Consider the following 13,123-nt stretch of genomic DNA (forward strand, 5'->3'; position numbering starts at 1 on the left):
GTGTGCGTGTTGGTCGCAGCAGGCCTCAGGCGCACTGCGCCTGGAAGTGCAACCCTCGCGGTTTGAGACATGAAAAGTCCGCCGTGCCCATGAGTATCGGTGTTCCCCCGCACGAGGCGTCGCGGTGGATGGGGCACCGGTCCATCAAGGCCACGGCGGACTGTCAGGGCGCCGGGTCAGCGGATGCCGAGGCTCCGTAGGGCGCGGCACTGGGCCGGGGAGGGCTTCGCCGGGAAGAGGATGTAGCAGATGCCTCCCGTACCGCTTCTGACCTGGCCTTTGGCGTTGTAGCGCTTGGTGCGCAGCCAGATGTTCTCGAACTGCCGGCGCTTGTAGACGTGGCGGACGGCCTCGTTGCTGTCGCTGGCCGGGTCGTTGGCGATGACGTCGCCGTCCTCCGTGAAGCCGATGACGGTCATCAGGTGGCCCGCGGTGCCGTAGCCCGCGCCGTCGAGTTCGGACTCCATGAAGGACTGGGAGGTGATCAGGGGGATGCCGGCACGGATCAGGAGCTCGGCGTCCGCGAGGGAGTCCAGGCGGGTCACGATGCCCTGCATGTCGCGGTAGGTGGCCGCGTAGGCGGTGTTGAACGGCCAGTTGCCGCAGCCGGAGTACTGGTAGTCGTAGGTGAAGCGGGCGGCGTGGCAGACCTGGGGGTCGGCGTAGTCGGGGTTGACCCAGGACAGGTCCTCGGCGGTGGGCCCCCGGCCCCAGTACTCGATGATCATCTGTGAGGAGGTGGGGCTGCACCACGCCTCGCCGCCGTTGTCGTACTCCGGGTACTGGCCGATGTGGGTGTTCTGCGAGTAGCGCGGGACGTCCAGCTCGACGCCCGCGGCCACGCCCGGCGCGGAGGCCGGGACCTCGAAGCGGGCGGGGACGTCGGAGCCCATGGCGCCCAGGCGCCAGACCACCGGGGTGGCGTCGGTGCCGGGGGTGCGGTGGAGGGTGGCGCGCAGCCGGTAGGAGGCCAGGCGCAGGCCGGTGGAGGTGTCGTCGACGGCGAAGGTGTCGGTCCAGACGCTGGACTTGCCGTCGCCCTGGTCGTCCACGGAGGTGCGGCGGATGTCCTCGTCGCCGGCGGCCCAGACGCCCATGGTGTACCAGGGGGTGTCGGTGCCGTCGGTGTAGGTGCCCCGCATCTCGATCCGGATCCAGGTGCCGGCCGGGGTGTGGGCGTTCCAGGAGGCGACGAGTTCGCTCGCGGGCACCGGCAGGCGGTGGACGGGCGAGGTCCACACGGCGTACTCCCAGGCGGCGGTGCGCCCGGTATGCGGGTCGGTGTAGTCGGTGGTGCCCGCGGGGGCGGCGACGGCGATGCCGGGGCGGCGGCCGGCCGCCACGCGGGTGCCCTGTCCGGTGCCGGAGCGCCAGTCGGCGGCGGAGGTCCAGGCGCGGTAGTCCACCGTGGAGCCGGCCCGCGGGCCGTTCCCCCCTCCGCCCCGGCTCGCGCCCGGGGCGGAGGGGGAGGCCGGGAGCGGGGAGGCGGCGGCCGGGGAGAGGGCGGTCTGGGATGCGACGGCCGCGGCGGCGGTGGCGACGGCGGCGGCGAGTACGGTGCGGCGGGTGGCCGGTCTGCTGTCGGTCATGGCGGTGGGTACCCCGGTCCTTCCGTGAGTCGGTGCGCGTGCGGTGTCGCGCGTGGGTGCTGCGCCGATACGGCGGCGGCGGTGGTGGTGCCGCGGACGCACCGCGGAGTGTCCACATCTTCCCGCCGCCGGATCTTCGGGGCCAGTGCTGCGGGCTCCGTACGCCCGAAAACATTGGTGTCGACCAGTGGCGTTGCCCGGCCGGTCGTAGGCTGGAGCGGTGATTCCCCGTGCCCGCTCCGATGCGGCCGGTCCGGATGGCCCGACCGGTCCGGCCGGCCTGGACGGTCTCGTCCGGCGGCTGCGCGCCCTGCCGCCGTCGTGCGGGCCGGTGCGGCTGGTGGCGGTCGACGGGCACGCCGGGTCCGGCAAGAGCACGCTGGCCGGGCGCCTGGCGGCTCGGCTGGGCGGGGCGCCGGTGCTCCATCTGGACGACCTGGCGAGTCACGACGCCCTGTTCGGGTGGACCGGCCGTTTTCTGGAGCAGGTGGCCGCCCCGCTCTCGCGCGGTGAGCCGGCCCGGTACGAGGTGTACGACTGGGAGCGCCGGGTGTTCGGCGGGGCGCGTACGCTGCCGCCCGCGCCGGTGGTGCTGGTGGAGGGGGTCGGCGCGGGCCGCCGCGCCCTGCGCCCTCATCTGGCCTGCGTCGTATGGCTGGAGGTGCCGCGCGAGGAGGCCTGGGCCCGGGGGCGGCACAGGGACGGTCCGGAGCTCGCGGGCTTCTGGGACGGCTGGGAGCGCGCGGAGGATCGGCACTTCGCCGCCGATCCCACCCTCCCCCACGCCGATCTCCTGGTACGGCGGTGCGTACGGGGACATCTGGTGCTTCCGGGGCCGCGAGGAGGGCGGGAGAAGTCCGCCGGGAACTACGGTGGGTGACGTGGCGTCAGCGGTGCGCGCTTCAGCCGTACCGGGCCGTGTGTTCCCTCCCGCACCGGCTTGACCGGCCCCCGGTCCTGGTTCTACGTTCTCCCTGGAAGGCCTGCACAGGCCGTTCCCCTGCGAAGCCCCCGGTTGTTCCCCCGTGATCGGGGGCTTCGTCCTGTCCGGATCCTGTCCGAATCCTGTCCGGGTTCCGTCCGGAGGGCTCCGGCGCGTTCTCACCCTCCGTCACCGAACGCCTGCCACCGGCCCGTCGGGGCTTGCCTTCCCCCCTCCGGCCCGCCCATACGCCGTCTACGCCCGAAACCGGGGCGCGGGTACCATGCCAAAGGCTGCGGACGGACTGGGTCCTGCCCTGCTGCCTGCGGCAACTCCCTTTCGCAGCATGGTCGTTGAGCGTCGTTGAGAACCACCGCCGCCGTCGGGTGACCGCCCGGCGCATACCTTCGGGGGACGTTTCGTGGGGGACGTGAGGGACTACGGCACGCAGGACGTCCACGGTCCGCAGGCCCCCGCCGATCTCGCCTGGCTGCGCGGCGTCGACGCGTACACCGTGGGCTCCTACACCCACGCCGAGGAGGAGTTCCGCGCCGCCGTGCGCATCGACCCGGGCATGGCCGACGCCTGGCTGGGGCTGCACGCCCTGCGCGTGGACACCGCCACCGCTCTGCTGCGGATGCACGAGCACCGCCACCGCTTCGGCGAGCAGCGCGCCCGGCACGGTCGTGCCCTCAACTCCTGGTACTGGCTGGGCTGGTGGGTGCAGCCGGTGCTGGAGAGCGAGCGCGACCTGCTGCTGGCGCACGCCTCGCACTGGCTGGACGGCCGCCGCATGGCGGATCTGGACCGGGCGCTGGCCGAGTGCCCGCCGGTGGAGGCCGACCCCCAGGTACGGTTCCTGCACGCCTGCCGCGCCTATCTGGCCAAGGACTGGGAGCTGCTGGTCCGGCACACCGAGCCGCTGGTGGGCGATCCGCTGCTGGGGGTGGAGGCGAGCCTGTTCGCGGGCATGGCCCGGGTGCGGCTGGAGATGTACGGGCAGGCCGAGCCGCTGCTGGCCGCCGCCCTGATGCGCTGCCGCAGCGAGCAGCCGCAGCGCAAGGAGCTGCGCTACTGGCTGGCCCGGGCCCGGGAGGGCACCGGGCGCAGCGCGTCGGCGCTGCCGCTGTACCGGGCGGTGTACCGGGTGGATCCGGCGTTCATGGACACCGCCGCCCGGCTCACCGCCATCGCCGAGGGCGACGGGCTGGACGACGCGCCGGAGGCGGCGTCCGCGGCCGTGACGGTCGTGGACGGCGCCGACGGGGCGGGGGACGTGCCGTTCGACGGCCTGCCGGGTGACATGCCTGCCGGCGGGGGGTGGTCCGCCGACGGTGCGGACCTCGCCGATCCGGCCGCCGGGGGCCTGCTCCCCGGGAGCGCGACGGGCGGCGGCAGGGGCGACGGCGTGAGCGGGCCCGTGCCGGTGGAGGCGGACTGGGCGCGGGAGCGGTCCTTTGGCCGCCGGGGGACGGCCGGGCGCTTCCCGGCGGGGCGCTTCCCGGCGGGGCCGGCCGACCCGGTGCTGCTGGCCCGCGCGATGGAGGAGCTGGAGCGCATGGTCGGCCTGGAGCCGGTCAAGCGCCAGGTGCGGGCGCTGTCGGCGCAGCTGCACATGGCGCGGCTCCGTGCCGAGCAGGGGCTGCCCGTCCAGCCGCCCAAGCGGCACTTCGTCTTCTCCGGCCCCTCGGGTACGGGGAAGACGACGGTGGCGCGGATCCTGGGGCGGGTGTTCTACGCGCTGGGCCTGCTGGGCGGCGACCATCTGGTGGAGGCGCAACGCTCCGACCTGGTGGGCGAGTACCTGGGCCAGACGGCGGTCAAGGCGAACGAGCTGATCGACTCCGCGCTGGGCGGGGTGCTCTTCGTGGACGAGGCGTACAGCCTGTCCAACACCGGTTACGGCAAGGGCGACGCCTACGGCGACGAGGCGCTCCAGGTGCTGCTCAAGCGCGCCGAGGACAACCGGGACCGGCTGGTGGTCATCCTGGCGGGCTATCCGGAGGGCATGGACCGGCTGCTGGCCGCCAACCCGGGCCTGGGCTCGCGTTTCACCACCCGGGTGGACTTCCCCAGCTACCGCCCGCCGGAGCTGACGGCCATCGGCGAGGTGCTGGCGGCGGAGAACGGCGACGTGTGGGACGAGGAGGCGCTGGAGGAGCTGAGCAGCATCAGCGGCCATGTGGTGGGCCAGGGCTGGATCGACGAACTGGGCAACGGCCGCTTCCTGCGCACCCTGTACGAGAAGTCCTGCGCCTACCGCGATCTGCGGCTGTCGGACTACCCGGGCGCGCCCTCCCGGGAGGAGCTGGCGACGCTGCGGCTGCCGGATCTGATGCAGGCCTACGGTGAGGTGCTGTCCGGCCGCGGCCCCGAGGGGCCGCGGCGCGAACCTCCCTCGTTCACCTGACCTCCGCTCCGTCCGCTCCGAGACGGTGTGGAGACCCCGTGCCGGGTCCGGAACGGCGGCGGGTCAGCGGGAGGACGGCCCCGTGCCGTGGTGCTCGGCCAGCGCGCGCAGCGCCTTCGCGTCCCGGATGGCCTGCTGTTTGGCGACGCCGGGCTGGATGCCCATGGCGGGCAGGGTGGTGCCGTCGGCGAGGTCGAGGAGGACCCAGGGGTCGCCGGGGCGGAGGTTCACCTTGATGATCTCCGCCCATTCCAGGTGGCGGACGGTGGTGAGGTTGACGACCGTGACGCCGCTCTCCTCGGCGACCACCTTCGGCCGGCTGAGCAGGGCGAGGACGCCGAGGAACAGCAGGCCGGTGAGGACGAAGGAGGCCCGCTCCCCCGCACCGAGCCCTTCCAGCATCATCGCGACCGTGGTGAGGGTGGCCAGGATCGCGACGCCGACCGACAGCAGGACGACGCGGGTGCGGGAGGGCCGGAAGGTCACCGGCAGTTCGGGGCCGGAGCCGGGGTCTGCGCCGGGCTCGGGGGCGGGGGCGGGCACGTGCGTCGCTCTTTCGGTGGGTCGGTGCTTCGTCGTCTCGGTGCCTCTGCGAGTGCCTGCGGCCTCAGAGGCGGCAGGCGTGGATGCCGGTGGTGAGGATCGCCCGGGCGCCCAGCTCGTACAGGTCGTCCATGATCCGCTGGGCCTCCCCGGCGGGCACCATGGAGCGCACCGCGACCCAGCCCTCGTGGTGCAGCGGCGAGATGGTGGGCGACTCCAGGCCCGGGGTGAGGGCCACGGCCTGCTCGACCTTCTCGGCGCGGATGTCGTAGTCCATCATCACGTAGCGCCGGGCGACCAGGACGCCCTGCATGCGGCGGAGGAACTGCCGCACCTTGGGGTCGTCGGCGGGGGCTCCGGTGCGCCGGATGACGACGGCCTCGGACTCCAGGATGGGCTCGCCGATGATCTCCAGTCCGGCGTTGCGCAGCGTGGTGCCGGTCTCGACGACGTCGGCGATGATCTCGGCGACGCCGAGCTGGATGGCCGTCTCCACCGCGCCGTCGAGGCGGACGACGGAGGCGTCCACCCCGTTGTCGGCCAGGTGCTTGGCGACCAGGCCGGGGAAGGATGTGGCGATGGTCATGCCGCCGAAGTCGCCGACGTCGCCCGCCGTGCCGGGGCGGGTGGCGTAACGGAAGGTGGAGCCCGCGAAGCCGAGCCGGAGGATCTCCTCGGCGGCGGCCCCGGAGTCCAGCAGCAGGTCGCGGCCGGTGATGCCGATGTCGAGCTTGCCGGAGCCCACGTAGACGGCGATGTCGCGGGGGCGGAGGAAGAAGAACTCGACCTCGTTGTCGCTGTCCACCAGGACCAGCTCACGGCGGTCCTTGCGCTGCTTGTAGCCGGCCTCATGGAGCATCGCCGACGCAGGCTCGGACAGTGAACCCTTGTTGGGGACGGCGATGCGCAGCATGGGGTGGTCTTCCTTCGCTTCTTCGGGCCGGTGCGAGCGGCGCGCGGTGAGGTCGTGCGGGCAAAGTGGTGCGGGTGGTGCCGGGGGGGGAGGCGCGGTCGGCGGTGACGGCGCCGGAGGGGGTCCGAGGGGGCGCTTCCTACAGGTGAGCGTATACGTCGTCGAGGCCGATGCCCCGGGCGACCATCATCACCTGAAGGTGGTACAGCAGTTGGGAGATCTCCTCGGCGGTGCGCTCGGCTCCCTCGTGCTCCGCGGCCATCCACACCTCGGCGGCCTCCTCGACGACCTTCTTGCCGATGGTGTGGACACCCGCGGCCACCAGTTCGGCGGTGCGGGAGGTGGCGGGGTCGCCGGTGGCGGCCTTCTGCTGGAGCTCGCCGAAGAGCTCCTCGAATGTCTTGTTCGCCATGGTGCCCCCTACCCTACGCCGGTCGCGGGCCCGCTCACCGCCAGGGTTCGGCGACGGTGCGCAGGACGGCGGCCGTGGCGACGGCGGCGGTGACCGCCTCGTGGCCCTTGTCCTCGCTGGATCCCTCCAGCCCGGCGCGGTCCAGGGCCTGCTCCTCGGTGTCGCAGGTCAGCACGCCGAAGCCGACGGGCACGCCGGTCTCCACGGAGACCTGGGTGAGGCCTGTGGTGACGCCCTGGCAGACGTAGTCGAAGTGCGGGGTGCCGCCGCGGATGACGACGCCGAGCGCGACGACCGCGTCGTAGCCGCGGGCGGCCAGCACCTTGGCGGCGACGGGCAGCTCGAAACTGCCGGGCACGCGCAGCACGGTGGGCTCGTCGATGCCCAGCTCGCCCAGGGCGCGCAGCGCTCCGTCGAGCAGGCCGCCCATCACCTTCTCGTGCCACTGCGCGGCGATCACGGCCACGCGCAGGTCGCCGCAGTTCTTGACGGTCAGTTCGGGGGCGCCCTTGCCGCTCACGTTGCTCCTCGTCGGTGGGTGGTTCGGTGGGTCGTTCGGCGGATGGTTCGGTGGCGGGCCGGGATGTCCGGTGGGGCCGGTGTCACTGGCCGCCGCAGACGGAAACCGGTTCCCCCTCCAGCCAGGGCAGATCGTGCCCCATGCGGTCCCGCTTGGTGCGCAGGTAGCGCAGATTGTGCTCGCCCGCCTGGACGGGCATCGGCTCGCGGCCGGTGACGCGCAGACCGTACCGGGCGAGGGCGCCGGTCTTGTCGGGGTTGTTGGTCATCAGCCGCAGGGAGCGCACACCGAGGTCGGTGAGCATCTGCGCGGCGGCGGCGTAGTCGCGGGCGTCGGCGGGCAGACCGAGCTCCAGGTTGGCGTCGAGGGTGTCGCGGCCCGCCTCCTGGAGCTGGTAGGCGCGCAGCTTGGACAGCAGGCCGATGCCCCGGCCCTCGTGTCCGCGCAGGTAGACCACCACGCCGCGGCCCTCGGCGGCCACGCGGCGCAGGGAGTCATGGAGCTGGGGGCCGCAGTCGCAGCGCAGCGAGCCGAACACATCACCGGTCAGGCACTCGGAGTGCACCCGCACCAGGACGTTCTCGGCGCCCTCGACGTCCCCGGCGACCAGGGCGATGTGCTCCACGCCGTCGGCGGTGGAGCGGTAGCCGTGGGCGCGGAAGTCGCCGTGGGCGGTGGGCAGGGAGGTGACGGCCTCCCGGCGGACTGCGGGGAGGCCCTGGGTGACGGGGACGGGGGCGGGGACGGCGGCGGGGGCGGATGCGGGCGTGGGAACGGCGGGGGCCGGCTGCTCACGGGAGCGGCGGTAGACGATCAGCGCCTCGATGGAGACGATCGCCAGACCGTGCTTGCGGGCGAAGGGCACCAGCTCGGGCAGGCGCAGCATGGTGCCGTCCTCGCCCGCGATCTCCACGATGGCGGCGGCGGGACGCAGTCCGGCCAGCCGGGCGAGGTCGACCCCGGCCTCGGTGTGGCCGGGGCGCTCCAGCACGCCGCCGGGGCGGGCGCGCAGCGGGAAGACATGGCCGGGGCGCACGAAGTCGCCGGCCCCGCGGGCCGGGTCGGCCAGCAGCCGGATGGTGGTGGCGCGGTCGGCGGCGGAGATGCCGGTGGTCACGCCGTGGGCGGCGGAGGCGTCCACGGAGACGGTGAAGGCGGTGCCCATCGACTCGGTGTTGTCGCCGACCATCTGCGGCAATTCCAGCCGCTCCAGCTCACCGGCCTCCATCGGCGTGCAGATCAGACCGCGGCACTCGCTCATCATGAAGGCGACGATCTCGGGCGTGATCAGCTCGGCCGCGACGATGAGGTCGCCCTCGTTCTCGCGGTCCTCGTCGTCGACGACCACCACCGGGCGTCCGGCGGCGATGTCGGCGATCGCGCGCTCGACCGGGTCCAGCGCCGGAGCGTCGCAGGCCGTATCGCCGAACGCGTCGGCCGATGCCTCGGGGTCGGCGGTGCGCGGGTTCCAGGTGTGCAGCACGGTCATGCCGGGGCTCCTTCCAGAGCGGGGTCGTTCGCCGCCTTCGCGCGGGAGCGCAGCCACCAGTCGCGCAGGCCCCACAGGACGAGGACGAAGTAGATGACGTAGACCAGGCCGGAGAAGGCCAGGCCGCTGCCGAAGGCGAGCGGGACGCCGACCAGGTCCACCAGCAGCCAGGCGAACCAGAACTCCACCCATCCGCGGGCCTGGGCGACCATCGCCGCCAGGGTGCCGACGAAGATGTAGGCGTCGGCCCACGGGCTCCAGGACAGCTGCGGGTAGAGGGTGAACAGTCCGCCGACGGCGAGGGTGCCGGCGGCCGTTCCGGCCAGCAGCCATCCGCGTTCGCGCCAGGTGGCGAACCGTACGGTGATCCTGCCGTCGGCGCTGCCGCGCTCCTCCGCGGAGGCCGAGGAGCCGCGCCGCCACTGGTACCAGCCCCATACGGCGACGCCGATGACCAGCAGCTGCTTGCCGACGCCGCCCGAGAGCTGGGCGGAGGCGTAGGCGGCGACCAGGATGGCTCCGGCCAGGAACTGCGCGGGCCAGGTCCAGATGGAGCGGCGCCAGCCGAGGGCGAGAGCGATCAGGCCCATGACGTTGCCGACCATGTCGGACCACTTCACGCTCTGGCCGAACGCCTCGAAGGCGGTGCCGTTGAGGGCTGTGTCGAGCCACTCCAGCGCGCTCATCGCAGGGCCTCTGCGGGCTCGGCGGTTCCGGCGGCGGCTTCGGCCGTTCCGACGCCGGCCGTTCCGACGCCGGCCGTTCCGGCTGCGGCGCGGTGGCCGAGCAGCCGCTCGACGTACTTGGCCAGGACGTCCACCTCCAGGTTGACCGGGTCGCCGACGCCCTTCACGCCCAGTGTGGTCAGGGCGAGGGTGGTGGGGATGAGGCTGACGGTGAAGTCCGCCTCGCCCGCCTCGACGACGGTGAGGCTGACGCCGTCCACCGTGATCGAGCCCTTCTCCACGATGTAGCGGGTGAGCCCGCCCGGGGCGGCGATCCTGACGATCTCCCAGTTCTCGCCGGGGACGCGCTCGGTGATGGTGCCGGTGCCGTCCACATGGCCCTGGACGATGTGGCCGCCCAGCCGTCCGCCCAGTGCCATGGGACGCTCCAGGTTGACGCGGTCGCCGGCGGACAGGGCGCCGAGGCCGGAGCGCTTGAGGGTCTCGGCCATGACGTCGGCGGTGAACTCGCCGTCGGCGGTGTCCACGACGGTCAGGCAGACGCCGTTGACCGCGATGGAGTCGCCGTGCCTGGCCCCCTCGGTCACCAGCGGGCCCCGTAGCCGGAAGCGGCTGGACTCGGCCAGTTCCTCGACGGCGACGACCTCGCCCAGCTCTTCGACGATTCCGGTGAACACTCAGGACTCCTTGGACAGGTGGACGGCGGGGGCGGAAGCGGACACGGCGGACACGGCGGGTGTGGCGGGTACGGCGTCGACGCGCAGGTCGGGCCCGATCCGGTCGACCGCGGTCACCGTCAGTCGCAACACATCGGCGATGGTGGCGATTCCGGCGTCGGCGAGGGCGGCGGGCCCGGCGCCCACGAGGGCCGGGGCGAGGTAGGCGGTGACCCGGTCCACGGCGCGGGCCGCGACGAAGGCCGCGGCCAGGGTGGCGCCGCCCTCCAGCAGCACGGACCGCACACCGCGGTCGTGGAGGGCCGCGAGCAGCGCGGCGACGTCCAGGCCGCCGCCTGTTCCGGCGGCGCGCGGCAGCCGCACCACCTCGGCGTGCCCGTCGAGATGGGCGGTGGCGGCGTCCGGCAGGTCGTCGGCGACGGCGATCAGAGTGGGGGCCTCGCCGTCCAGGACACGGGCGCCGGGCCGGACGGCGCGGGCCCCGGTGTCGGCGACGACGCGCAGCGGCTGGACGGCACCGGGGACGCCGCGCACCGCGAGGTGGGGGTCGTCGGCGCGGGCGGTGCCGGAGCCGACGAGCACCGCGTCGGCCTCGGCGCGCAGCCGGTGGACGTCGGCGCGGGCGGCGCCGGAGGTGATCCAGCGGCTGGTGCCGTCGGCGGCGGCGGTACGGCCGTCGAGGGTGGCGGCGTACTTCCAGCGCACGTACGGGCGGCCCAGGCGCACCGAGGTCAGCCAGGGGGCGTTGACCTCGGCGGCCTCCTCGGCCAGGAGGCCGCCCTCGGTGTCGATCCCGGCGGCGGCCAGGGTGTCCGCGCCGCCGCGGGCGTCGGGGGTGGGGTCGGCGACGGCGTAGACCACCCGGGTGACGCCGGCGTCGATCAGGGCGCGGCTGCACGGGCCGGTGCGGCCGGTGTGGTCGCAGGGTTCCAGGGTGACGACGGCGGTGCCGCCGCGGGCCGCCTCGCCGGCCTCGGCGAGGGCGTGGACCTCGGCGTGGGGGCCGCCGGCGCGCCGGTGCCAGCCCTCGCCGGCGACGCGCCCGGCGGCGTCGAGGACGACGCAGCCGACCACGGGGTTGGGGCTGGTGGAGCCGAGGCCTCGGGCGGAGAGGGCGACGGCGCGGCGCATGGCGTCGCGTTCGCGCTCCCGCGCGGTGGGCGCTGCGGCTTCGGTGGCCACCGGGTCCTCCTGCCTCTTCGGGCACGGACTCCGGGGCGGTACGGGAAACGAGCGGTCTCACGGGGCGGACGGGACGCCGGGGCGCGGGCCGGATTCTCCGGGCCCGGCGGGGCGCCCGAGGATCCGCCTGCGGCGGCGTACCGGCCGTCTCGCGGCCCGCCGCGCACTGCCTCCCATCCGGACTTTGACCGTCGGTCCAGGAATTTCACCTGGTCAACCGGCCGCTGGCAGCGGCCGGGTCGCGGACTGTAACCGCCGGTTCGGAATTTCACCGACCCCGGAGTGCGCTTGACGTTGGTACACGGCCAGTGTGCCACGTCAGGATCGGACGGCACCAGAGAGGGCCTGTGGACCGGCTCACAGCGGCCACCGGCGCCCTGGTCCGTACCCGCGCGGGCCGCCCGCTCCGCCGGGCCCGCGGCGGGAGCCGTCCACATCGCGTCACCGCGGGCTGAACAGCTCCCGCCGCGCCGCGTCCAGGGCCGTCACCAGGCCGCCGCCGAGCACCGGGCTTCCCTCGACCGTGCCGCACAGCACCTCGGTGGCCAGCGGGGACATCCCGGCCAGACGGCCGGCCACCCGTTCCGCGAGCGGTCGCCCTCCGGCCCGTCCCACCTCGCCGCCGAGCACCACGCAGCCGGGGTCGAGGACCGAGGCGACGGCGGCGGCGCCCACGGCGATCCGTTCGGCCAGCGCGTCCAGGAACGCCTCGGCGCCGGTTCCCGCCTCGCCGGCCACCGCGGCGCGGACCACCGCCTCCGCGGCGCGGACGCCGTCCCCGGGGGTGTGCCGCGGCGGCCGCAAGCCGTGCTCGCGCGCCAGTGCGCACACCGCCGCGGCGCCGGCCAGGGAGTGGAAGCCGCCGTCGCAGACCGTCGCCGACGGCAGCCCGGCGGTGCCCGGCACCGGCAGGAAACCGACCTCGCCGGTGCCTCCGGAGGCGCCGCGGCGCAGTGCGCCGTCCAGGATCACGGCGGCTCCCACTCCGTGCCCCAGCCAGAGCAGGACGAAGGTGTCGCGGCCGCGCGCCGCGCCGAGGCGGTGTTCGGCGATGCCCGCGAGGTTCACCTCGTTCTCCAGTACCACCGGGACGCCCAGCCGTTCGCGGATCACGGCCGGGACGCGGGCGTGCCAGGCCGGCAGCGTGGTGCTGCGGCCGAGGGCTCCGGTGGCCGGGTCGATCATGCCGGGGGCGCCGACGGTGACGGTGTGCAGCGTGGTGACGCCTGCCTCGCGCAGCGCCTCCCGCAGGGCGGTCACCGTCCGCTCCACGGGGTCGCCCCCGCGGTCCGCGGCGCCCTTGTCACCCCCACCGCCCCCACCGTCCTCGGCGTCCTCGGCGTCCTCGGCGTCCTCCATGGGCAGTTCCGCATCGCCGGCCGCGCCGCCCGCGAGGTCGGCCAGGGCGAAGGAGACGCCGCCGGTGCGGACGTCGACGGCCGCGACATGGACGCGGTCGGCGACGAGGCCGTACAGCCGGGCGTTGGGCCCGCGGCGGGTCTCCCCCGCCTCGCCGGCGTCCCGGACCAGCCCGTCCTCGGCCAGGCGCCGCAGCAGGTCGGCGACGCTGGGGCGGGACAGCCCGGTCAGCTCCTTGAGCCGGCCGGCCGTCAGGGGGCCGTGCTCCACCAGCAGTTCCAGCGCGATCCGGTCGTTGATGGCGCGAGCCGTGCGGGGCGAGGCGGTGCGCGCGGGACGGACCGGGGGGAAGGGGGCTTCGGGCTCGGGCCGTGGGGGCGTGGTCATGCGGGAATCCTCGCAGATTCCCTTTTCATTCAGG

At 74.4% G+C, this 13,123-nt stretch carries 12 protein-coding genes and 1 riboswitch; of the genes, 2 read left to right on the forward strand and 10 right to left on the reverse strand.

Going from position 1 to position 13,123, the window contains the following annotated elements:
- Positions 1-176: 176 nt before the first annotated feature.
- Positions 177-1,589 carry a C39 family peptidase gene (locus CUT83_RS13355; RefSeq protein WP_101256056.1) on the reverse strand — a complete coding sequence of 471 codons (1,413 nt, stop codon included), beginning with the start codon at positions 1,587-1,589 and terminating at the stop codon, positions 177-179.
- 280 nt (positions 1,590-1,869) lie between these two features.
- On the opposite strand from CUT83_RS13355, the gene CUT83_RS13360 reads away from it, so the two are divergent.
- Both CUT83_RS13360 and CUT83_RS13365 read left to right on the forward strand, forming a co-directional pair.
- Positions 1,870-2,469: a uridine kinase family protein gene (locus tag CUT83_RS13360; protein ID WP_101256089.1), complete on the forward strand. Its 600-nt coding sequence runs from the start codon at positions 1,870-1,872 to the stop codon at positions 2,467-2,469.
- 463 nt (positions 2,470-2,932) lie between these two features.
- A complete protein-coding gene (locus CUT83_RS13365) occupies positions 2,933-4,921 on the forward strand; it encodes an AAA family ATPase (protein WP_101256057.1) in 1,989 nt (662 codons plus the stop codon).
- Positions 4,922-4,984: 63 nt separating this feature from the next.
- Here CUT83_RS13365 and CUT83_RS13370 read toward each other — a convergent pair whose 3' ends face one another.
- The 9 genes from CUT83_RS13370 to CUT83_RS13410 form a co-directional block, all read right to left on the reverse strand.
- Positions 4,985-5,464: a PH domain-containing protein gene (locus tag CUT83_RS13370; protein WP_101256058.1), complete on the reverse strand. Its 480-nt coding sequence runs from the start codon at positions 5,462-5,464 to the stop codon at positions 4,985-4,987.
- A 64-nt stretch (positions 5,465-5,528) separates the two neighbouring features.
- On the reverse strand, positions 5,529-6,377 hold the full coding sequence (hisG, locus tag CUT83_RS13375) for an ATP phosphoribosyltransferase (RefSeq protein WP_093849277.1): 849 nt from the start codon (positions 6,375-6,377) through the stop codon (positions 5,529-5,531).
- Between the two features lie 139 nt (positions 6,378-6,516).
- On the reverse strand, positions 6,517-6,789 hold the full coding sequence (locus CUT83_RS13380; protein ID WP_093656614.1) for a phosphoribosyl-ATP diphosphatase: 273 nt from the start codon (positions 6,787-6,789) through the stop codon (positions 6,517-6,519).
- 34 nt (positions 6,790-6,823) lie between these two features.
- A complete protein-coding gene (ribH, locus tag CUT83_RS13385; protein WP_101256059.1) occupies positions 6,824-7,309 on the reverse strand; it encodes a 6,7-dimethyl-8-ribityllumazine synthase in 486 nt (161 codons plus the stop codon).
- Between the two features lie 82 nt (positions 7,310-7,391).
- Positions 7,392-8,798 carry a GTP cyclohydrolase II gene (ribA, locus tag CUT83_RS13390; RefSeq protein WP_101256060.1) on the reverse strand — a complete coding sequence of 469 codons (1,407 nt, stop codon included), beginning with the start codon at positions 8,796-8,798 and terminating at the stop codon, positions 7,392-7,394.
- Complete coding sequence (locus CUT83_RS13395) at positions 8,795-9,484, reverse strand: nicotinamide mononucleotide transporter family protein (protein WP_101256061.1); 690 nt, start codon at positions 9,482-9,484, stop codon at positions 8,795-8,797. Before CUT83_RS13395 ends, ribA begins: the two co-directional genes overlap by 4 nt.
- Entirely contained in the window at positions 9,481-10,161 is a 681-nt protein-coding gene (locus CUT83_RS13400) for a riboflavin synthase (protein WP_101256062.1), read from the reverse strand. The genes CUT83_RS13395 and CUT83_RS13400 overlap by 4 nt, the downstream gene beginning before the upstream one ends.
- Positions 10,162-11,343, reverse strand: coding sequence for a bifunctional diaminohydroxyphosphoribosylaminopyrimidine deaminase/5-amino-6-(5-phosphoribosylamino)uracil reductase RibD (gene ribD, locus CUT83_RS13405; RefSeq protein WP_338104319.1), 1,182 nt, complete (start codon positions 11,341-11,343; stop codon positions 10,162-10,164).
- A gap of 159 nt (positions 11,344-11,502) precedes the next feature.
- Positions 11,503-11,633: riboswitch (FMN riboswitch) on the reverse strand.
- A gap of 151 nt (positions 11,634-11,784) precedes the next feature.
- Entirely contained in the window at positions 11,785-13,089 is a 1,305-nt protein-coding gene (locus CUT83_RS13410) for an ROK family transcriptional regulator (protein ID WP_101256063.1), read from the reverse strand.
- Positions 13,090-13,123 lie beyond the last annotated feature (34 nt).

This window comes from Streptomyces barkulensis (assembly GCF_002843305.1).
Lineage (GTDB): Bacteria > Actinomycetota > Actinomycetes > Streptomycetales > Streptomycetaceae > Streptomyces > Streptomyces barkulensis.

Bases quoted from the DNA above. Each gene is read 5' to 3' on its own strand.
- CUT83_RS13380 (WP_093656614.1), bottom strand. From the start codon at position 6,789: ATGGCGAACAAGACATTCGAGGAGCTCTTCGGCGAGCTCCAGCAGAAG.
- CUT83_RS13355 (WP_101256056.1), bottom strand. From the start codon at position 1,589: ATGACCGACAGCAGACCGGCCACCCGCCGCACCGTACTCGCCGCCGCC.
- ribA (WP_101256060.1), bottom strand. From the start codon at position 8,798: ATGACCGTGCTGCACACCTGGAACCCGCGCACCGCCGACCCCGAGGCA.
- hisG (WP_093849277.1), bottom strand. From the start codon at position 6,377: ATGCTGCGCATCGCCGTCCCCAACAAGGGTTCACTGTCCGAGCCTGCG.
- CUT83_RS13395 (WP_101256061.1), bottom strand. From the start codon at position 9,484: ATGAGCGCGCTGGAGTGGCTCGACACAGCCCTCAACGGCACCGCCTTC.
- CUT83_RS13410 (WP_101256063.1), bottom strand. From the start codon at position 13,089: ATGACCACGCCCCCACGGCCCGAGCCCGAAGCCCCCTTCCCCCCGGTC.